The following is a 20,843-nucleotide window of genomic DNA, read 5'->3' as shown; positions in this document are numbered from 1 at the left end:
TGTTTTTCAGCAACCGGTCACTCAGACCATCGGGTCGCCAACGTGCAGGATTTTCATCCCGTTGGTGCCGCCGATAGTGTGGTAGCTATCGCCCTTGGTCAGGATGACCCAGTCGCCTTTCTCCACAACACCGCGTTTCAACAACTCGTCGATCGCAGCCTGGCTGACTTGCTCAGGCGGCAGCGATGCCGGGTCGAACGGTACGGTGTAGACGCCACGAAACATGGCTGCGCGGGCCTGGGTTTCGCGGTGCGGGGAAAACGCGTAGATCGGCACCGAAGATCGGATGCGCGACATGATCAACGGCGTGTAGCCACTTTCGGTCAGAGCGATGATCGCTTTCACGCCCGGAAAGTGGTTGGCGGTGTACATGGCCGCCAGGGCAATGGACTGGTCGCAGCTTTCGAAGACCTTGCCGATGCGGTGACTGGAGGTCTTGCTGGTCGGGTGCTTTTCAGCGCCGACGCAGATGCGCGCCATCGCCTGCACGGCTTCCAGTGGATACAGGCCCGCAGCACTTTCCGCCGACAGCATTACGGCGTCGGTGTAGTCGAGCACGGCGTTAGCCACGTCGGACACTTCGGCGCGGGTCGGCATCGGGTTCTGGATCATCGACTCCATCATCTGGGTCGCCACGATCACAGCCTTGTTGTGGCGGCGTGCGTGCAGAATGATTTTCTTCTGGATGCCCACCAGCTCGGCGTCGCCGATTTCCACACCGAGGTCACCACGAGCCACCATCACAGCGTCGGAGGCTTTGATCAGCGCATCGAGAGTGTCGTCGTCGGCCACCGCTTCGGCACGTTCGATCTTCGCCACCAGCCAGGCAGTACCGCCGGCCTCGTCGCGCAGTTGACGGGCGTATTCCATGTCGGCGGCGTCACGCGGGAAGGACACGGCGAGGTAGTCGACTTCCATCTCGGCAGCGAGCTTGATGTCGGCCTTGTCTTTCTCGGTCAGAGCCGGTGCGGTCAGGCCACCGCCGCGACGGTTGATGCCTTTATGGTCGGACAGCGGGCCGCCGATCAGCACGGTGCAATTCAGCTCGGTGGCATTGGCGGTATCCACGCGCATTACCACGCGGCCGTCGTCGAGCAACAGCTCGTCGCCCACGCCGCAGTCCTTGACCAGATCCGGGTAGTCGATACCGACGACGGTCTGGGTGCCTTCGGTCAGCGGATGGCTGGTGGAGAAGGTGAATTGATCACCGATCTTCAGCTCGATCTTCTTGTTGGCGAATTTGGCGATACGGATTTTCGGGCCTTGCAGGTCACCCAGCAGGGCAACGAAGCGGCCGTGCTTGGCAGCGAGGTCACGCACCAGCTTCGCGCGAGCCTTGTGCTCGTCGGGGGTGCCGTGGGAGAAGTTCAGGCGGGCGACGTCCAGGCCAGCCAGAATCAGCTGTTCGAGAACTTCCGGCGAGTTACTGGCCGGGCCAAGGGTAGCGACGATTTTGGTGCGACGGACGGACATGCATAGACTCCTGAGTTCAAGCGCTGAGTGAGGCTACTATGGTCTCCGGTTGTAGTCATTGTTCATGTGCACTACTTATTCGTTTGTTTCTTTAAACGAACATTCCTGAAGATTTTGCGAAGCGGGTCGATACAGAGCTCAAGACAGGAGATCCCCCATGCGATTCGCGCTCATTGCCGTGCTTGCCCTCAGTGTGACGGGCTGCGCCCGTTGGTCGATGAACCATCATTTGAATAACGCCTACAGCGCTTACGATCGCGGCAATTGCGAGCAAGTCATGCTCGAACTGTCGAAAGTCGAACGCTCCAGTCGTGCGCGGCCTTATGTGTGGCCGGAAGTGTCGATGATGCGCGGCCAGTGCCTGGAACGGCAGAAGCTGTTCATCGATGCGGCCCAAACGTATCAATTCATCATGGCGTCGTACCCGCAAAGCGAATACGCCTACCGCGCCCGCGCCCGCCTGGAAACCTTGCAGAGCCTGGGCCATTACCCGACGCGCAGCGCGGCGGCCGTGCGCCCGACACGGTTCTGATAGCCGCTGTCATGCAAAGGCTGGCCGCCCGGCGGTGGTGAGCTATAGTCCAAGAGATCGGTTTTAGAGCCTCGCCTCCAGACCGAGGTCATACCTGTGATCGGCAGGAGTATGCGTCAGCGATGTAGGGACTGACGCACCGGGATCGGGGAGAGCGCGCCCAGGTTTATAAAGAAGCCGGCACGTTCCGAAGCATTAGTGCGGCCCTGCTTAAGGGCCTTGCTGGGCCAACTGCGCATGTTTACCGACCGCCGGATCGAGCGGCATCAACTGCCGTATTTCCTGAAAGTGTTCAACAGTGTCACCGACAAACCCATCGGCTTTCTGGGCAATGTGTCCACTGACGGGCTGATGCTCATCAGCCAATTGCCCATGATGGTGGGCGTCGACTTTGACCTGCGATTGAAAATCCCCACCAGCGACGGCTGCCAGCAGGTCATTGACCTGACGGCGTGTTGCCTGTGGTGCCATGAAGATGAAACACCCCACCATTACGACGCCGGGTTCAGCCTGCAACGGGCACCGCCGGAGTATGGGCAACTGATGGAGGCGTTGACGCAGTATTTCAGTTTTCAGCCGTTGCCTGCGTCTGCCTGAAATCTGCGGTGTCTTCAACACCGCCATCGCGAGCAGGCTCGCTCCCACAGTTGATCTTCGGTGAACACAACATTTGTGAGCACCAGATAACCCTGTGGGAGCGAGCCTGCTCGCGATGGCGTCAGTTCATACAGCAAAAAAAAGTGGGTAAAGGCTACGTCGTCTTGATCGCCTGCTCGTTATCCAGCGACCGCTCAACCAGCATCAACCCCAACTCACTCATCCGGTAAATCGCCATCGCCAGATGCCGTGGCTTGTCCTCCAGGCTTTCCGCCAGGTCGAGCAGCAAAATGCTGACCGTCGAAAAGGTTTCGTAGGTCTCGATGTTCAAGGCATCAGGGTTGGCATCAGGAATAACGGTGAACATCTTCATGGCGCGTTCCTCGGTGGTGCGTTCGTTAGCAAAGCTCGATTTGGTGTTTTTTTGAGCGAGATGATGGTTCAGCGCTTTTTGGGCGGCGGCATGAAGTTTTTTTGGATCGAAAGTGGCATAGGGTGAGCACGTAGGCTCGGAAAGGTCAGGTGTAGCCTTCGACATTTGGGTTAACTCCTTGTTGGATCGCTGATGAATTGCGATAGGAGAACCTTAATCGGGGTGACTCGCGCCCGCAGTCAGTCGGGGGCACCACAGGTTGTAGGCAGAAGCACCTGGTTATGTAGCCGTTGTACGTCTTCTTGTATATACGTGTAGGACCAGGGTGGACATAGCCGTTGATCGTGAGCATTGGCCACAGCAAAGCGAGTCTCTCCGCTGCATCACTCTTCGCTTCGGGCAAAGGGACTAAAAAATTGGGATACCTATTCTCCATTGAAGTCAGTTGACACAGAGAGAAGTGCCAACGAGATAAACTCTTGATTTTTATCCAGTGTTTCTAATGCGTCTCTTATGTGGCCTGCGACATCGATCGCACCACGCTTCTCAGCCCAGGAAGTGAGCTCATCTATAGCAGCACTCAACGCTAGTTGGTTTTCGTTGATCTTGGTTAGCACTGACGCGTATAGATATTTATCGTCCATGAGTTATTCCTTGCTAGCTATTTGGTATTTCGGATTTTCATTTAAAGCATTAACTTCAGCTTTGCTGCATTGCTGAGGCCGGACATCGCCACCTTTTTATCGCTATGGAATGGCTGCTTTTACGATATTGCTATTACATAACGCCTTCTTTCTTCCACCCCAAATACCGCGTCACCAACTCGGCCCCCAGCTCTTGGGGCCGAGCATCCACCACCAACACTCCATGAGCCTTCAACCGCTCATGGAGCTGCGCCCGGTCATTCAAGTAATCCACCGTCCCACAGTAAGTCAGCGCCTCTGGCAAGGTCTGCACCGGGGCGTGCCGTAGATTGTCGAGCAAGTCTTCCCGCAAGCTCGCCACCAACACCCTATGCAGTTTGCTCAAGCGCTTGACCGCAGTCAGCAACTCTTCATCGTCTTCATCCCGCAGGTTAGTGACCAGCACCACCAGCGCCCGGCGTTTTTGTCGGGCCAGTAATTGCGTGGCGGCAGCCTGATAGTCGGCGGGGCGTTGGGTGCTGTCGAGATCGTAGACGCTGTTGAGCAATACGTTGAGCTGACCGGTGCCTTTGACCGGGGCAAGGTAGTGCGGTCGGTCGCAGGCGAAGGTACTCAGGCCCACCGCATCGCCCTGGCGCAAGGCGATGTAGCTGAGCAACAGGCAGGCATTGAGCGCGTGATCGAAATGGGCGAGTTCGCCGTCCTGGCTGCGCATGCGGCGGCCGCAATCGAGCATGAAGATGATCTGTTGGTCGCGCTCGTCCTGGTATTCGCGGGCAATGGGCGTGCGTTGACGGGCGGTGGCTTTCCAGTCGATCTGGCGCAGGCTGTCGCCTTCACGGAATTCGCGTAGCTGATGGAATTCCAGTCCCAGGCCGCGACGTTGTCGTTGGCGCACGCCGAGCTGGCTGAGCCAGTTGTCCACCGCCAGCAGTTCGCCGCCGTAGAGGCGGGCGAAGTCGGGGTAGACGCGGGTGCTGTCGATGACGTTGAGCAGGCGTTTGTCGGACCACAGGGCCATTGGACTCGGCAGGTTGATTTCGCAATGTTCGAAGGTGAAGTGGCCGCGCTTGAGAGGGCGCAGGCGGTAGCCGATCTGGCTCTGTTGACCGGGTTGCAATTCGGCCGACAGGGGAAGGTGTTCGAAGCTCAGGCCGTCGGGGACATGGTCGAAAATCTGAATGTTCAGTGAGTGAGCAAAGTCATGCTCGACTTCCAGGCGCACTTCGCTCCATCGACCCAGTGCGAGGCTGCCCGGCATTTGTCGCTGCAGGCGCGGTGACGGCAGGCGCTTTAGGCGAACGGCGTCGAGCACGGCCAGTAGCAGCAACGCCAGGAGCAGTCCCCAGTTGACCGACAGCAGGGTGGAGGGCACGTCGAACTCCAAAGCTCGCAGGGCGCCCAGTACGACGCCGATGGCGAGCAGCACGGCGAGCCAGATCAGCAGCAGGCGCGACGGTTTCATGGGTGTACGCCTTTTGTAGCGAGGGAGCTTGCTCCCGCTGGGTTGCGAAGCAGCCCCAAAACCATCCAGCGCAGAGTGTCAGAGAAAACGTGTCTTTCTGGTTTACGACTGCTGCGCAGCCGAACGGGAGCAAGCTCCCTCGCCACAGGGGGTGTCCGCATGACCGTTTTCACAGTCGTGGCGCCGGCACTTGATCGAGCAGTTGCTTGAGCACCTGATCAACATCCAGCCCTTCGATGTCCAGCTCCGGGGCAATCCGCACGCGATGGCGCAGCACCGCCAGGGCGCAGCCTTTGATGTCATCGGGAATCACGAAGTCGCCACCGCGCAGCAGCGCACGGGCCCGGGCGCAACGCACCAGGGCAATGGAGGCGCGTGGCCCCGCGCCGAGGGTCAGGCCTGGCCAGGTGCGGGTGGTGCGGGCCAGACGCACGGCGTAATCGAGGACCTGATCGTCCAGCGGCAGATCGCTGGCAATGCGTTGCAAGGCCAGCACATCCTTGGCTTGCAACACGGTGCGCAGCGGTTGCACGTCGAGCATGTCGGCGCGGGTCGAACGACTGACCTGGCGGACCATGTTCAGCTCTTGCTCGGCGTCGGGGTAGTCCATGCGCACCTTGAGCATGAAACGGTCGAGCTCGGCTTCGGGCAGTGGATACGTGCCTTCCTGTTCGATCGGGTTTTGCGTGGCGAGCACCATGAACGGTTGCACGATGGGCAGGGCGCGGCCTTCGAGGGTGACCTGGCGTTCCTGCATGGCTTCGAGCAATGCGGCCTGGGTTTTCGCCGGGGCGCGGTTGATTTCATCGGCCAGCAGCAGGTTGGTGAACAGCGGCCCTTTGCGCAGTTTGAACTGCTCGGTGTTCAGGTCGTAGACCGCGTGCCCGGTGACATCGCTGGGCATCAGGTCCGGGGTGAACTGGATGCGCGCGAACTCGCCACCGAAGCAACGGGCGAGGGCGCGCACCAGCAACGTCTTGCCCAACCCCGGCACGCCTTCGAGCAGCACATGACCGCCGGCGATCAGCGCGGTGAGGACGTCATCAATCACGCTGTTCTGGCCGATAACGGCTTTCTGCAACTCATTGCGCACGGCCTGGGCCAACTGACTGGCGCGCTGGCGTTGCTGGGCGGCGTGGGGCGCGCTGCCAGGCTCGATCTGTTGACTCATAGCGTGTTCCTCAAGGTTTGCAGGTGGGCGACCTGGCGGCTGAATTCAGCGCTGGACAGCCGCTGCTTCGGTCGCGGGCTCATGGCCTGGCTGATGGCGCGTGTGGGTTGGCCGGTCAGGCGTGCGAGCACCAGCCATTGCTCGGCTACGCCGAGTAGTTCGAAACCGGGATGACGGCGCCGCACACGCCGCAGGATGTCTTGTTGCAAGGCTTGCAGCAGGTGCTGCTGGCCATTGCGGCGGAGCATGAAATCGGCGCTGGCGCGCAGGTGTTCCTGAAGTTGCCGGCGACCTTTCGACGCCGGTTCCAGCAGCGGACCATGGCGCACTCCGACATGCCAAAGCGCAAGACCGATCAGGGCGAAAAGGGCAACCAGCGCCTGTGGAAAGTTGCGCAGCAGCAACGTCAGCAAGCTGTCGTGATCGGTGTTGAACAGCAACGTCACGCTTGTGTCGGCGGTCAGGTACCAGAGCAGCCAGGCGTTGTCATATTGGCCGATGGCCGGGGTTTTCCACAGGTCGGCGTCGGTGACCACAATGATCGAACCGAGCCCGTGGTTCAGCTGCATCATGTGCGTGGCCTTGCCGCTGTTGGCCCAAGCTTGCGCGAGGTTTTTCGGGTCTTCGAGATGGAACGCGGTATCGAAACTGGCGTAGGCCGGCGCGTTCTCGTCTTCCAGGTACAGCTTGGTGAGTTTGGGGAACGGGTCGTCGAGAATGTCCGGCGGCGGCTCCTTGAGGTCTTTGCTCAACGACTGATGCACCTGCACGCGATCGAGCAGCAGGTCATTGCTCTGGCCGGTCTTTTCATCCCACAGCGACTGGGCGACAAACAGCAGGCGTCCGCCGGCCCGTGTCCAGTTCATCACTTGATCAATCTGACGCGGCGTCATGTTGTAGCGATCGCCGAGCAACAACAGGCTGTGCTGATGCGGGTCGAGAGTAGGCAGCACGTCGAGGCTGTTGGCATGGCCGACGGTCAGGCCCTGTTTTCGCAGGAAGCGCTCGGCGGCCAGATAAGGATTGGCCTGGGCTTCGGGCGACGGTCCGTGATCGATTTCAACTTGATAAGGTGTGGCCTTCAGGTACAGATAAACACTCAGCACGCCCACCAGCACAGCGATGGACACACCGACCGAAAGCCACAAGCGCCGGCTCAACGGGCGGCTTCCGGGCCGAACAATGTTCGCCAGCCGTCACAGAGTTCCTGTTGCAAATGCGCAGGTGGCAGGCGATGCCCGTAGGCCATGTTCTGCCAGTGCCCGGTCAGGGTTTTGCTGAAGGCGAGCAAGGCCGGTTGGTGCATTTGCTCGACGCGTTGCAGCACCTCGCCTTCAGTGTCGGCGGGTTTGAGCGCCATGTGGTGGTCGTGCAGCAAGTGGCTGAGTAATGCGCGATAGAGCAACCCGAGGGCGGCGCGCGGGTTGGTTTGCCAGAGGCTTTCGGCGCTGGCGGCAATGTCCGCGGGCAGGGTTTCACGGCTCAGGTCCAGACCGAACGCTTGCTGTGGTAACGAACGTGAAACTTTACGGGTTAACACCGGCCGACGGCTGACGAACGCCAGCAGCCAGTCGCGGTAACGCCAGATCAGCGCGCCGATGGCGCTCATCACGGCGGCCCACAGCAGCACTTCAATCAGGTTGGCGATAACGCCGAAACGCTGGCTGTCGAGCAAACTGGCCAGGGCTTTCAGCCAATCGGGTGTTTTTCCGTCGTCCGGGGTTTGGGTGTCGGGTTTGTCTTCGCCAAATCGATAGCGGGTCACCGTTTCCTTGTTCTTGAACGGGGGGTGATCGAGGATTGTTTTGATGCTGTCCCTGGAGGCCTGGCTGGTCAGCGGTTGGTCCAGCAGGCGTGGGCTGTCCGGGGTAATGACCGGCTCATCTGCCCAAACGTTTTGCGTGGTCGGCATCAGCAATATCGCCGCCAGCAACAGCGTGACCGCCGTGGTGTTGAGGCGTTGGCGCAATCGGCGGAACACCAGTTCGATGTCCCAGGCTTCCAGCACCGTGCGCCGATTCAGATAAAGGCTGAAGCCGCAGGCTACATAGACCGGTTCCCAGACAATCAGCACCAGCACGTAAAAGACATTGGTCAGGTGTTCCAGCCAACGCCAGTCCTGGGTAGCGGCAGTGATCAGGGTCTGCCAGCTCCAGTCGAGTTCAATCTGCTGTGGCAGGAACATATAGAACAGCACCATCAGGCCGATCCAGAGTGCGCTTTCCAGATGCACGCCAATAATCGTCAGCCACTGCGCGGCGCCGGCATTGCGCTGTAGCAGCACCCGCAAGCGCTGCTGTCGTTCGTCCCCCGCCAGGCCTTCGAGTTGCACCACTGGCATCAGGAAACTGCGGCTCAGGCTCAGGCGTCGCCAGGTCAGGCTGGCCAGCAATTGCGGCTTGAGCAGGCGTGGCCATTCGCGCAGCGCCTGTTTCAAGGTGGGCGTTTCACCGAACATGGCTTTGGACAAGATGTACAGCGGCAGCCGCTCGAATGCCGGTTTCAACCACCAGAAGATGAACACGGCGAGGGAGGGGGAATCCCACAGAAACAAGGTGAGCAGGGCGAAGACCGGCAAGGTGATGATGGCCCAACTGGTCATCAGCAATCGTCGATGGCGCTGGCTCAACAGCACGCCCAGGTCCATGGCTTCCCAGGAAGTGCGCGGGCGAATCACCACCGTGGCGTCACTCAGGCGCATGGCGGGTTCGTCCGGCAAACAGCAAGTAAGTTGCCACCAGCAACCAGAGCGCCGCGCCGACCAGGTATTTGGTCATGGGCGCCGGCGCGGTCATCGACGACCAGTAGGCTTCGATAAACGCGGCAATCAGCAGAAACAGCATGACGCCGCAGATCAGTAACACGCTTTTGCGTGCCGCCAGTCGCAACGCTTCGGCGCGAGGCAGGCGCCCCGGGGCGATCAACGCCCAACCCAGTTGCAGGCCGGCGGCACCGGCCAGGGCAATGGCGCTCAGTTCAAACGCACCGTGGCCGATCACGAACGACCAGAAGGTTTGACCGAAACCGATGTGCGTCAGGTGCCCGGCCACCGCACCGATCATCAAACCGTTGAACAACAGGAAAAACGCGCTGCCCACACCAAACAGCAAACCGCTGGCGAAGGTCTGAAAGGCGATGCCGATGTTGTGCATGATGTAGTAACCGAACATCACCCAGTCTTCACTGGCGGCGCGTTCCGCCGAGCGCCCCAAGTGACCGGCGACCGGGTCGTACATGCTCTGCATTTCATTGACTTGCTCGGCCGGAATCAGGTTGTAGACCAGGTCCGGGAACAGATATACCAGCAGGGCGAAGCCGATCAGGCTGCCAAAAAACATCAGGCCGGCAGCTAGCACGAAGCGCCATTGTTCGCGCACCAGCCGCGGAAATCCGGCAAGGATGAAACTCAGTAGGTTGGCGCCCAGTCGACTGCGATGCCGGTAAAGCTGTTGATGCCCGCGCAATGCTTGCTGCTGCAAAAAGTCGATCAGGAAACTGCTGTAGCCGCGTTCCTGCGCCAGTGCCAGTTGTTGGCAGAGCCGCCGATAGTCTTTCGGGAAACTGGCGATCCGGGAGGTGTGCTTGCCTCGCTCCAGTTGTTCGAGCATCAGGGAAAACTGTTCCCATTCGGCCTTGTGGCGATTTTCGAAAAGGCTTTGCTTCATGCTGGCCCCAACAAGCCACGGGCGATGCCGTTGAGTTCCGCCACGGCGCGTGGCGCGGGAACCTGCAACGGTTGGGCAAGAATGGACCCTAGTTCATGGGTTCGCGCTTCGGACAGTTCGCCTTGGCGTTCGGCAAACCCGAGGATGGCGCGTTGCTCGCTCAGCGTCAGGGCAAAGGCGGGTCGCCGAGGCGGGACGTCGGGCAGTTGCGGTCGGGTCAACGGTTGTTCGCGGTAGATCACCAGCGTGCCGGCGGCCAGGTCACCGAGGCGTTTGAAGGAGGGGTGTTGCAGGCAACTGATGGCGCCGAGGAAGTAGCCAAACGGCAACAGGTCGACGAATCGCAACAGGTTGCGCAACAGCGAGGCGGACCAGCCGATCGGCGTGCCATCGTCGTGCACGACGCGCAATCCCATCCATTGTTTGCCCGGAGAACGGCCTTGATTCAGCACCTCGAACAGCACCATGTACCACCAGCTGACCGCAAACAGCAGGATCGAGCCCAGCCCGGCGCCGAGTTTTCCGAGAAACGCCAACACGATAAACAGCACGCCGAGTATCAGCCCGCGCAACCCAAGGTCGATGGAGAATGCCAGCGCACGAACCATCAACCCGGCCGGGCGCAGTGGCAAGTCGATGCCTTCGGGCGTTTCGACTTGATACCGCGTGTCCAGTGGCGGGGACAGCGTCGCTTTCCTTGGCAGTGCTGTGGTCACGAGCATGGGCAACCTTGATGTGGCCTGTTCGGGATTCGATGTCCGTCCGATGCTAGCAGCCTCTCGGGGGAAAACGACATAACTATGTAGTGCACGTTGCGTAACCAGAGCTGATTGAATGACAAGTTACTGGCCGGGGCGGGATGTGAACGCCTAGACTTTGCCGATCTTCAGTTCAGGAACAGCCCGTGACCTCGATCTTCTGGTACGACTACGAAACCACTGGCATCAATCCCCGATGCGACCGCCCGCTGCAGGTGGCGGGGATTCGCACCGACTTCGATCTCAATGAAATAGACGAGCCGGTCAACCTGTTTTGCCAGCCCAGCGACGACATCCTGCCGCATCCGGCCGCCTGCGCGATCACTGGCATTACGCCGGGCCAACTGGCCGAACACGGTTTGAGTGAAGCCGACTTCATGACCCGGGTGCACGCTCAACTGGCGGCGCCGGGCACCTGCGGAGCGGGTTACAACACGCTGCGCTTCGATGACGAGATGACCCGTTACAGCCTGTACCGAAACTTCTTCGACCCGTATGCCCGCGAGTGGCAGGGTGGCAACAGCCGCTGGGACCTGATTGATGTGGTGCGTGCCGCCTATGCCTTGCGTCCCGATGACCTCGCCTGGCCAACCGATGATGAAGGGCGGGTGACGCTCAAGCTCGAACGGCTGACCGCCGCCAATGGCATTGACCACGGCAATGCCCACGAGGCGCTGTCGGACGTTCGCGCCACCATCGCCCTTGCACGTCTTGTTCGCGAGAAGCAGCCGAAGTTGTATGACTGGCTATTTCAGTTGCGCAGTAAACAGAAGGTGATGGATCAGATTCGGCTGTTGCAGCCAATGGTGCATGTGTCCGGGCGTTTCTCGGCGGCTCGCAGTTATGTGGGGGTCGTGCTGCCACTGGCCTGGCATCCGCGTAACAAGAACGCGTTGATTGTCTGTGACCTGCACCTGGATCCCCAGGGGTTGCTTGATCTGGATGCGGAGACCTTGCGTCAGCGGCTGTACACCCGCCGCGATGACCTGGCCGACGGCGAATTACCGGTGCCGCTTAAACTCATTCATATCAATAAGTGCCCGGTGGTGGCGCCGCTGTCGGTACTTCGCCCTGACGATCAGCAACGTCTGGGGCTGGACATGGCGCTTTATCAGGATCGCGTACTGCGGCTAAGTGACGCACAACAAGTTTGGCGGGATAAAGTGTTAGCAATTTATGCCGGCGAAGATTTCACTCCGAGCCAGGATCCCGAACAACAGTTATACGATGGTTTTATCGGTGATCGGGATCGTCGGCTATGTGAGCAAGTCAGGGCCGCCGACCCTGCCCAATTATCACAACAGCAATGGCCTTTCGATGACGAACGTTTACCTGAATTATTGTTTCGTTATCGAGCGCGCAACTTCCCCGATACGTTGAGTTTCGAGGAGCAAGAGCGCTGGCGATTATTCTGTCAGCAACGTTTGTCGGCCCCTGAGTGGGGGGCGCCCAATACGCTTGAAAGTTTCGTAGAAGCCGCAGCCCAATTGAACGTTACAGCTACATCGTTTCAGCGAGAGGTGCTGAATGAATGGCAGAATTATGTCCAGGGATTACGCAAACGTTTGAGTCTTTGAAAACGAAAAATACCCGGACTGTATTTCGGGCATAAAAAAACGCCAGCATCAGCTGGCGTTATTTTTTGTCGCGGATAATTCTTTGACGACCTCTAGGGCTTAGCCCAGCAGGGTAGCCCAGCCTTCAACCACGTCACCGCCCCACTTGGCTTTCCACTCTTTCAGAGTCTTGTGGTTGCCACCTTTGGTTTCGATGACTTCGCCGTTGTGCGGGTTTTTGTATTGTTTAACTTTGCGAGCACGCTTGGTGCCAGTAGTTTTTACTGCGCCACCGCGTGGTGCTTTGGTCTTGGACTCTGGATCCAGCAAAGCGATGATGTCACGCAGGGACTTGGAGTATTCGCCCATCAGGGTGCGCAGTTTGCCTTCGAATTCCAGCTCGGTTTGCAGTTTGTCGTCTTGGGACAGGTTCTTCAAACGGGCTTGCAGCTCTTTGATAGCTTCTTCGGTGGCGCGATATTCGTTGATCAAGGACATGAGGACTACCTTATGTTGGGCGCTGGATGGCAGGGTGACAGTGCCGCAATAATAGTCAGGGTGTTTCATCAAGTAAACATTTAACCGGTGTTTTATTTAAATTAGTTGCGATGAATAGGGCACAAATTGAACGCAGAGTTAAAAGTGTGATGCAGTCATCACAGATATTCACAAATGAACGCTTGAAGATTGAGTACAAGAGCACCATCGCGCGGGCGTTGAGGTGCTGTCGCAAGCGCCCCACTGGCCTGCGTGCAGATCAGTGCGTCATCAATACTGCAGTTTTGCTGCGCAATCGCTAGAATGGCGGCCTTTGCGAAGTTCTGGAGTTTCCCCCTCATGCGCACTTTTCGGCTGGTGATTGCTTGCCCGGACCGCGTCGGCATCGTTGCTAAAGTCAGTAACTTTCTGGCGTCACATAACGGCTGGATCACTGAAGCGAGCCATCACTCGGATAATCAGAGTGGCTGGTTCTTCATGCGTCACGAAATTCGTGCCGATTCGCTGCCTTTCGGTATCGAAGCCTTTCGCGAAGCGTTTGCACCGATTGCCGAAGAGTTCTCGATGAACTGGCGCATTACCGACACCGCGCAGAAAAAGCGCGTTGTGTTGATGGCCAGCCGTGAATCTCACTGCCTGGCCGACTTGCTGCACCGTTGGCACAGTGACGAACTGGACTGCGAAATCTCTTGCGTGATTTCCAACCACGACGACTTGCGCAGCATGGTCGAGTGGCACGGCATTCCTTATTACCACGTACCGGTCAATCCACAGGATAAAGAGCCGGCCTTCGCCGAAGTCTCGCGCCTGGTCAAACAGCACGATGCCGAAGTGGTGGTACTTGCCCGTTACATGCAAATCCTGCCGCCCGCGTTGTGCAGTGAATATGCGCACAAGGTCATCAACATTCACCACAGCTTCCTGCCGTCGTTCGTCGGAGCCAAGCCGTATCACCAGGCCTCCATGCGAGGCGTGAAGTTGATCGGCGCGACTTGCCACTACGTGACCGAAGAGCTGGACGCCGGTCCGATCATCGAGCAGGACGTGGTGCGCGTCAGTCACAGTGACAGCATCGAAGACATGGTGCGTTTCGGTCGTGACGTCGAGAAGATGGTGCTGGCCCGCGGTCTGCGTTATCACCTGGAAGACCGGGTGCTGGTGCACGGCAACAAGACCGTGGTGTTCTGATAGCCGCACAACACGGTTGAAATTCGAAGGGCCTGGGCGTTCAATCGCCTCAGGCCCTTCGCCGTTTCTGCACTGAGGACATGACCATGGCCGATCCACTCGACAAAGCCACCTCCAAGGCCCCCGCCACGTTGGGCGAGGGCTGCTTGAGTCGATATGACCCGGATGACATGAGCGCCGAAGACGGCACGGAGTTTCCCGGCGCTGCCGAGTTGTGGGAACAGTTGCAGCAAGAGCCCGAAGACACGCCTAAGCCTGCTTGAACTTCATCAGCTTCTTGAGCAGCGGCCGCCCCAGCATCAGCAAAAACACCGGACCGCCCACCACCAGATAGAAGTAATACGTCACCGCCCGCCAGATCAGAATCGCCGCCGCTGCGGTGGATTTCCCTACCATGGGCGCCAGCAGCGCCGCCGACGTCAACTCTGCCGCGCCGGCACCGCCCGGCAACAGGCTGAACTGCCCGGCACTCAGTGACAGCATCTGGATCAGAAAGCACCAGGCCCACTGTAAATCCGCTCCGAGTCCACGCAGCGCCAGGTACAGCACGCTATACCGCAGGAGCCAATGCACGCACGTCAGGGCAAACACTTTGATCAGCGTCAGAATCGGCAACTTCAGCGTGTCAGTGAACGCCGCCAGGAAGTGCAGGAGCTTGCGTGCCCAGCGCAGGCGCGTGGTGCCTTTGACATTGAGGCGAACGAGCAATCGTCCGCTCAAGCGAATCAGCACTCGATGGTAGCGCGCAACCACCACGCAGCTGAGCAGCCCGCCAAACATCGAGACGGCGCTGACGATCAGCAGCCATTCCAGGCGTTCGCTGAGGTGCTGGAACAGTGCGTAAATCAGAATCCCGCTCAACGCGCAGAGAAAAAACAGCAGGTCGCTGAGCTGGTCCATGGCGAACACCGCGCTGCCCCGCGCCGGACGCACACCGTTACGCGCCAGCAGCGCCATGATGGTCAACGGCCCGCCACTGCCGCCGGGTGTGGCGCAGTAGGCGAACTCGGCGGCCATCACCACGCCCAGGCTTCTGACCCGACCCACCTTGTCGCATTGATCACCCAGCAACAGGCGTAAGCGCAGGGTGTTCACCACCCAGCACAGCAAGATCATGCCGAACATGATCAGCAATTCATTCAATGGGAAATTTTGCAGCCGCGACCACGTCTCGTTGCCGCCCAGCAACAACGGAATCAGCACCGCGGCGAGCAGGGCGATAAACAGCAGAATGCCCCGGCTCATGCGGCGCGACCGAGGCGGTCACTGTGCAGCGAGAGCCACCGTGTCTTGGTCATTGGCACCCGCCCTTCATCGAGCAAACGCTTGAGGGTTTGCAGCCAGTAATTGCGCGAAAATCCATGGCGCATGTCCACCGGGTGCAGGCCAAGTCGAATCACTGGGGCTTGCCGCCAACGCTGTTCACGCTGATCACTGACGAGTTTCGACAAGCCCCGACGCCAGGCACTGCGCGCACTCCAGACCAGCCCCGGCGCATCGATGGCCATGAAATCCGGCAGTCGATAGAGATGTTGGGGATCGCTGGTGTAGCTCAGCGGTAACTGGCGTAACGCCTGACGAGTGCCTTCGCTCATTAACCACGCTGGGGCGACGAAGCCTTCCAGCGGCCAGTGATTTCGATGGAAGACCTCGATGCCGGCACGCAGGCGGGCGAGGGCGGCAGCTTGCGACAAGCTGTAAAACTCGCCTTCGTGGGTATAGATTCGACGCATGAACCAGTCTCTGGGATTGCTGGGAGGAGGGGCTTCATCGCAATGAAAGTAGCCGTGCAACGCCAGTTCGTCACCTCGGGCTACTCGGCTGGTCAGCATCCGACGAAATCCAGGATGCTCGTCCAGTTCATTGTGCTTGTGGAAGTTTGGCACCACCAGCCAGGTCATCGGCACCTCGCCCAGGGCATCGACGGCTTCGACAAAAGGCTGGTAATCGGCCCAGGTTTGCGGCGCAACGTCATGCAGCACAAGTAACAGACTGGGCGGGTTCATGGGGTCAACCATTGGCGGTCAGCGGCCATTGGCTGCCGAGCACGGCGTGATAGTGCCCCAACAGGCTGTTGACCACGGTATCCCAGGCGTAATGTTGTTCAACATGATTGCGCGCCTGTTTGCCCAAAGCAGCGCTACCCTGACTGAACAGCTCGCGCACCGCGTTGGCCATCGCCAGGGGATTGTTCGGCGCACAGAGCAGACCGCATTGATCGGTCACGATTTCTTGAAAGGCCCCGGCGGCCACCGCTACGACCGGAATGCCGCTGGCCATGGCTTCGAGGATCACTAGGCCGAAGGTTTCCTGATCACCGGCATGCAGCAACGCGTCCGCACTGGCCATTAACCGCGCGACTTGTACGGCCGGGCAGAACTCGTCGACGACGGTGACATTGTCCGGCACCACGGCGGGCATCGACGAGCCGACCAGAAGCAAGTGATAACGAGGCCCGAGGCGTTTCATACAGTTGAGCAGGACCGGCAGGTTCTTTTCCTTGGAACCCCGGCCAGCGAAGATCAGCAGATGGGTGTTTTCATCGATGCCCAATTCGGCCCGCAAGCCGCTGTCCCTTGCTTCGGGATTGAATGTTTGCAGGTCCACGCCCAATGGCTGCACGAACACATTCTTCACCCCGAGCCCGATCAACTTGTCGGCCATGACCTGGCTCGGCGCCAAGACCCGGTCGAAGTTGCCATACAGTTTTCTGACGTAGGCTTCGACATTCGGGGTTACCCAATTGCCCATTCGATTGCTGACCAGCAGCGGCAAGTCGGAGTGATAAAACCCGATCACCGGCACATCCAGTTGCCGCCGCGCATCCAGAGCCGCCCAGGCGGTGAGGTAGGGGTCGCCGACTTCGATCAGGTCGGGCTGCAAATCCTGCAGGACATTTCGCCATGGCGCCAAGCGGAGGGGAAAACGATAACCCTTGCCGAAAGGCAGGGCCGGGGCCGGAACGGTGTAGACGCCATCCCGTTCACTCAGGTGTGCCCCCGGAATCAGCAAACTGTGGCGAATGCCTGGCTTGATACCCAGGCGACGGTGCTTGGCATCCAGATACGTGCGCACGCCTCCGCTGGCAGGGGCGTAGAACATGGTTATGTCCGCGATATGCACAATGAGCATCCCTCCGGTCCGTTGTTCTCCCTTGGTTGACCTTTATGAAGGATAGATGTTCGGTTAGGGTTTTGTGGCGGGGGGTCCAGCGAGGTTTTTGCGGTGTATTTCAGACCGCCATCGCTAGCAGGCTAGCTCCCACAGGTTCAGTGCTAAACCTGTGGGAGCTAGCCTGCTAGCGATAGGGCCCTATCAGACACTAAATGCGGAAACTGCCTACCAACTGCTTAAGCCGCGCCGCCTGCTGCTCCAGGTCCGAACACGCTCGCAACGTCGACTGCAAGTTCTCCACACCTTCCTGATTCAGCGTATTGATCTCGGTAATGTCGACGTTGATCGACTCCACCACCGCCGTCTGTTCCTCAGTCGCCGTCGCCACCGACTGGTTCATCCCGTCAATCTCACCAATACGCAACGTCACGCTGTTCAAACGCTCGCCTGCCAGGTTGGCGATTTCCACGCTGTCCTGGCTGTGGCGCTGGCTATCGCTCATGGTGCTGACGGATTCACGGGCGCCGACTTGCAGCTCCTCGATCATGGTCTGTACCTGCTGCGCCGATTCTTGCGTGCGGTGCGCCAGGTTGCGCACCTCGTCGGCCACCACGGCAAAACCCCGTCCGGCTTCACCGGCACGTGCTGCTTCAATCGCAGCGTTGAGCGCCAGCAGGTTGGTTTGCTGGGAGATGCTGGTGATCACTTCGAGAATCTGCCCGATGTTCACGGTTTTGCTGTTCAGCGATTCGATGTTGGTACTCGAAGCGCTGAGCATGCTCGACAGCTGATTCATCGCTTTGATGCTGCGATCCACCACTTGCTGGCCGTCCTCGGCGAGGCTGCGGGCATCGCTGGCCTGACTGGACGCCTGGGCGGCGTTGCGGGCGATTTCCTGAGCGGCGGCACCGAGCTGGTTGATCGCCGCGGCCACGCTGCTGGTGCGCGAGGCTTGCTGGTCGGAGTTGAACATCGACGAGTTCGACGCGGCGACCACACGCAGGGCCACTTCGTTGACCTGGCCGGTGGCCGAGGACACTTCACGGATCGAACCGTGAATGCGTTCCACAAAACGGTTGAACGCGGTGCCGAGAACGCCGAATTCGTCGTTGTTGACGATGGTCAGGCGCTTGGTCAGGTCGCCTTCGCCGTCGGCGATGTCTTCCATGGCGCGAGTCATGACGTGCAGCGGCTGGATCAGGATGCGGATCAGCATGCCCAGCAAGGCGATGATGATTGCCACGGCGATGATCGTCGCGACGACCGCCGAGGCGCGAAATTCGCTGAGCATCGAGAAGGCTTTGTCTTTATCCACCGACAGGCCGATGTACCAGTTGACCGATGGCAGGCCTTTGATCGGCGTGAACGTGACGATGCGGGTCTTGCCGTCGACCTCCACTTCAGTGAAGTCGCTGCTGATGCGCGGGGTGTTTTTCGGGTACGCCTCGCTCAGGGACTTCATCACCAGGGCTTTGTCCGGGTGCACCAGGATCTTGCCGTCGGCGCTGACCAGGAAGGCATAACCCATACCGTCGAAGTCCCGGGCGCTGAGGGTATCGATCAGGGTTTGCAGGCTCAAGTCGCCGCCCACCACGCCCACGCTTTGCCCGGCCTTTTTCGAGGCGGTGGCGATGGAGATGATGGTCTGGCCGGTGGCCGCGTCGATGTAAGGTTCGGTCAGGGTCGCCGTGCTGCTGCTTTCGGCGCCTTTGTACCAAGGGCGTACCCGAGGGTCGAAGCCGGCGGGCATTTTGGCGTCGGGGCGAATCGTGAAGCTGCCGGTGGCATCGCCCAGGTAGGACGCCATGAAGGTCGACGTCAGGGCTTTCTGCTCAAGCAGACTGGCGACGTTGGCCTGTTCAGGATTGACCGCGATATTTTGAGCGAGGTTATCGATCAGCAGGATACGACCGGCCAGCCAGGTCTGGATGTTGCTGGCGGTGACGTCTCCCATCTCATTAAGGTAATTGTCCAGGTCTTCGCGAATGGCGTTGCGCTGCAGATAGTCGTTGTACAGTGTGAACGAGGCGAAGGCGGCAATGACGATGAGGGCGGCGGCAAGCAAAATTTTATGGCTGAAGCGCAGGTTTTTGTTCATGGCTTGGGGTTCCGCTAAGGTCTTAATGTCCCGAGCGTGCTTTTATAAAGGCACGCTAAATGGGCAATGTTGAAAAAAAGCTGATATTTCCATCCTCTCCTTAGGGAATTACCGACGCTATTTTCGGATTGGTCTCACAACTATTTGTATCGGCCGTGCAGGATCAAAGATTAACCATGGGTGACAAAATGCCTGACTCATTGCAACTCGTTATCGGCGCCGACCTGACCGGCCAGCCAATCTCTCAGGCCATGCGCCTGGCGAACCGTCACGGTCTGGTGGCGGGCGCTACCGGGACCGGTAAAACCGTCACGTTGCAGCGTCTGGCCGAAGCCTTCAGCGATGCTGGCGTCGCGGTGTTCGCCGCAGACATCAAGGGCGACCTGTGTGGCCTGGGTGCCGCCGGCAACCCGCAAGGCAAAATCGCCGAGCGGATTGCCGGAATGCCGTGGCTGAACCACAAGCCGGCAGCCTATCCGGTCACCTTGTGGGACATTCACGGTCAGTCCGGTCATCCGTTGCGCACCACCTTGAGTGAAATGGGGCCGTTGTTGATCGGCAGCCTGCTGGAGTTGACCGACAGTCAGCAGTCGGCGCTGTATGCCGCATTCAAGGTGGCGGACCGCGAAGGGCTGTTGTTGCTGGACCTCAAGGATTTGAAGGCGCTGCTCAATCACCTGCGTGACAACCCTGAATTGCTGGGAGACGACGCGGCGCTAATGACCACCGGTTCCAGTCAGGCGCTATTGCGGCGCCTGGCGACTTTGGAACAACAAGGCGCCGAGGCGCTGTTCGGCGAACCGGCGCTGCAACTCGAAGACATTCTGCAACCGACGGCCGATGGCCGTGGACGCATACACTTGCTGGATGCCAGTCGTCTGGTTCATGAAGCGCCGAAGGTGTATGCGACGTTCCTGCTGTGGTTGCTGGCCGAGTTGTTCGAGCAACTGCCGGAGCGGGGCGATTCGGACAAACCGCTGCTGGCGCTGTTTTTCGACGAAGCGCATTTGTTGTTCGCCGACACGCCCAAGGCGTTGCAGGATCGCCTGGAGCAGGTGGTGCGGCTGATTCGCTCCAAAGGTGTGGGCGTGTATTTCGTCACGCAATCACCGGGCGACTTGCCGGATGACGTGCTGGCCCAGCTCGGCCTGCGCATCCAGCACGGTTTGCGTGCCTTCACCGCCAAGGAGCAGAAATCCCTGCGCGCGGTAGCCGAAGGTTTCCGGCCGAACCCGGCGTTTGATGCCTTGTCGGTGCTGACCGAGCTGGGGATCGGCGAGGCGCTGGTCGGCACTTTGCAGGACAAAGGCACGCCGGAGATGGTCCAGCGCGTATTGGTCGCCCCGCCGCAATCGCGGATCGGGCCACTGACCGAAACCGAACGCACGATGCTGATCGCCGGGTCGCCGTTCAAGGGACGGTATGACAAGCCGGTTGATCGGGAATCGGCGTATGAAATATTGATGGGGCGCAAAGGGTTGGCGCCGGAGCCCGACGCCGTTCCGGGTAAACCGGCCGCCGAAGAGCCAAGCTTTACCGACAAGGCCGGGGAATTCCTCGGTACAGCCGCGGGGCAGGCGCTGAAATCGGCGATGCGCCAGGCGGCCAATCAATTGGGCCGACAGCTGGTACGCGGCCTGATGGGCTCGCTGCTCGGCGGCAGCAAACGCCGATAGCCAGCGGGCACGGTCCAAATGTGGGAGCGGGCTTG

Annotated in this window: 20 protein-coding genes and 1 pseudogene; 6 read left to right on the top strand and 15 right to left on the bottom strand. The window is 59.6% G+C overall.

Translation table 11 applies throughout. From position 1 onward, the window contains the following. Positions 1-21 precede the first annotated feature (21 nt). Positions 22-1,473: a pyruvate kinase gene (gene pyk, locus ACA053_RS22730; protein ID WP_497393754.1), complete on the bottom strand. Its 1,452-nt coding sequence runs from the start codon at positions 1,471-1,473 to the stop codon at positions 22-24. A 157-nt stretch (positions 1,474-1,630) separates the two neighbouring features. Between pyk and ACA053_RS22725 the strand changes: the two genes are divergently transcribed. Together ACA053_RS22725 and ACA053_RS22720 are read left to right on the top strand one after the other, a co-directional pair. Further along, a complete protein-coding gene (locus ACA053_RS22725; protein ID WP_109634345.1) occupies positions 1,631-2,005 on the top strand; it encodes a tetratricopeptide repeat protein in 375 nt (124 codons plus the stop codon). A 237-nt stretch (positions 2,006-2,242) separates the two neighbouring features. Further along, entirely contained in the window at positions 2,243-2,602 is a 360-nt protein-coding gene (locus ACA053_RS22720; protein WP_109636196.1) for a PilZ domain-containing protein, read from the top strand. Between the two features lie 154 nt (positions 2,603-2,756). Here the strand turns inward: ACA053_RS22720 and ACA053_RS22715 are convergent, their stop codons facing one another. The 8 genes from ACA053_RS22715 to ACA053_RS22680 form a co-directional block, all read right to left on the bottom strand. Next, positions 2,757-3,140, bottom strand: a complete 384-nt coding sequence (locus tag ACA053_RS22715) for a DUF6124 family protein (RefSeq protein WP_497393753.1) — start codon at positions 3,138-3,140, stop codon at positions 2,757-2,759. A 260-nt stretch (positions 3,141-3,400) separates the two neighbouring features. Further along, complete coding sequence (locus ACA053_RS22710; RefSeq protein WP_497313277.1) at positions 3,401-3,619, bottom strand: hypothetical protein; 219 nt, start codon at positions 3,617-3,619, stop codon at positions 3,401-3,403. A gap of 133 nt (positions 3,620-3,752) precedes the next feature. After that, entirely contained in the window at positions 3,753-5,084 is a 1,332-nt protein-coding gene (locus ACA053_RS22705) for a DUF58 domain-containing protein (RefSeq protein ID WP_497393752.1), read from the bottom strand. A gap of 169 nt (positions 5,085-5,253) precedes the next feature. Further along, the gene (locus tag ACA053_RS22700) at positions 5,254-6,255 is read right to left on the bottom strand and encodes an AAA family ATPase (RefSeq protein ID WP_497393750.1); all 1,002 of its coding nucleotides are present in this window, start codon (positions 6,253-6,255) and stop codon (positions 5,254-5,256) included. Continuing rightward, the gene (locus ACA053_RS22695; protein WP_497393749.1) at positions 6,252-7,415 is read right to left on the bottom strand and encodes a DUF4350 domain-containing protein; all 1,164 of its coding nucleotides are present in this window, start codon (positions 7,413-7,415) and stop codon (positions 6,252-6,254) included. Before ACA053_RS22695 ends, ACA053_RS22700 begins: the two co-directional genes overlap by 4 nt. Continuing rightward, positions 7,412-8,956: a DUF4129 domain-containing protein gene (locus ACA053_RS22690; RefSeq protein ID WP_497393748.1), complete on the bottom strand. Its 1,545-nt coding sequence runs from the start codon at positions 8,954-8,956 to the stop codon at positions 7,412-7,414. The genes ACA053_RS22695 and ACA053_RS22690 overlap by 4 nt, the downstream gene beginning before the upstream one ends. After that, positions 8,943-9,920 (bottom strand): stage II sporulation protein M, encoded by a 978-nt coding sequence (locus ACA053_RS22685; protein ID WP_497313269.1) that lies wholly within the window; start codon positions 9,918-9,920, stop codon positions 8,943-8,945. Before ACA053_RS22685 ends, ACA053_RS22690 begins: the two co-directional genes overlap by 14 nt. Continuing rightward, positions 9,917-10,642 (bottom strand): RDD family protein, encoded by a 726-nt coding sequence (locus ACA053_RS22680; RefSeq protein WP_497393747.1) that lies wholly within the window; start codon positions 10,640-10,642, stop codon positions 9,917-9,919. Before ACA053_RS22680 ends, ACA053_RS22685 begins: the two co-directional genes overlap by 4 nt. Positions 10,643-10,824: 182 nt before the next feature. Here ACA053_RS22680 and sbcB point away from each other — a divergent pair, with 182 nt between their 5' ends. Continuing rightward, entirely contained in the window at positions 10,825-12,255 is a 1,431-nt protein-coding gene (gene sbcB / locus ACA053_RS22675; RefSeq protein ID WP_497393746.1) for an exodeoxyribonuclease I, read from the top strand. 99 nt (positions 12,256-12,354) lie between these two features. Here the strand turns inward: sbcB and mvaT are convergent, their stop codons facing one another. Continuing rightward, complete coding sequence (gene mvaT, locus ACA053_RS22670) at positions 12,355-12,732, bottom strand: histone-like nucleoid-structuring protein MvaT (RefSeq protein ID WP_007933316.1); 378 nt, start codon at positions 12,730-12,732, stop codon at positions 12,355-12,357. Positions 12,733-13,071: 339 nt separating this feature from the next. Here mvaT and purU point away from each other — a divergent pair, with 339 nt between their 5' ends. Further along, complete coding sequence (gene purU / locus ACA053_RS22665) at positions 13,072-13,920, top strand: formyltetrahydrofolate deformylase (protein WP_461976236.1); 849 nt, start codon at positions 13,072-13,074, stop codon at positions 13,918-13,920. An 86-nt stretch (positions 13,921-14,006) separates the two neighbouring features. Further along, a complete protein-coding gene (locus tag ACA053_RS22660) occupies positions 14,007-14,183 on the top strand; it encodes a hypothetical protein (protein WP_178082322.1) in 177 nt (58 codons plus the stop codon). Here ACA053_RS22660 and gpgF read toward each other — a convergent pair. The 5 genes and pseudogenes from gpgF to ACA053_RS22635 all read right to left on the bottom strand — a co-directional run. Next, positions 14,170-15,165 carry a glucosaminyl phosphatidylglycerol flippase gene (gene gpgF / locus ACA053_RS22655; RefSeq protein ID WP_497393745.1) on the bottom strand — a complete coding sequence of 332 codons (996 nt, stop codon included), beginning with the start codon at positions 15,163-15,165 and terminating at the stop codon, positions 14,170-14,172. The genes ACA053_RS22660 and gpgF overlap by 14 nt on opposite strands. Then, the gene (gpgD, locus tag ACA053_RS22650; protein WP_497393744.1) at positions 15,162-15,938 is read right to left on the bottom strand and encodes an N-acetylglucosaminyl phosphatidylglycerol deacetylase; all 777 of its coding nucleotides are present in this window, start codon (positions 15,936-15,938) and stop codon (positions 15,162-15,164) included. The genes gpgF and gpgD overlap by 4 nt, the downstream gene beginning before the upstream one ends. Then, a complete protein-coding gene (gene gpgS, locus ACA053_RS22645) occupies positions 15,931-17,052 on the bottom strand; it encodes an N-acetylglucosaminyl phosphatidylglycerol synthase (protein ID WP_497393743.1) in 1,122 nt (373 codons plus the stop codon). The genes gpgD and gpgS overlap by 8 nt, the downstream gene beginning before the upstream one ends. 190 nt (positions 17,053-17,242) lie before the next feature. After that, the gene (locus ACA053_RS22640) at positions 17,243-18,007 is read right to left on the bottom strand and encodes a methyl-accepting chemotaxis protein (RefSeq protein ID WP_427701491.1); all 765 of its coding nucleotides are present in this window, start codon (positions 18,005-18,007) and stop codon (positions 17,243-17,245) included. Positions 18,008-18,100: 93 nt separating this feature from the next. Beyond that, positions 18,101-19,132 (bottom strand): annotated as a pseudogene (locus ACA053_RS22635) (HAMP domain-containing protein); the annotation flags it as partial. 188 nt (positions 19,133-19,320) lie between these two features. Between ACA053_RS22635 and ACA053_RS22630 the strand changes: the two are divergent. Beyond that, a complete protein-coding gene (locus ACA053_RS22630) occupies positions 19,321-20,808 on the top strand; it encodes a helicase HerA-like domain-containing protein (protein ID WP_109636189.1) in 1,488 nt (495 codons plus the stop codon). Positions 20,809-20,843: the final 35 nt, after the last annotated feature.

Source organism: Pseudomonas sp. LBUM1672, from assembly GCF_059695655.1.
Note: the sequence above shows the minus strand (reverse complement) of the source record. Positions and strands in the feature narration are given on the sequence as shown.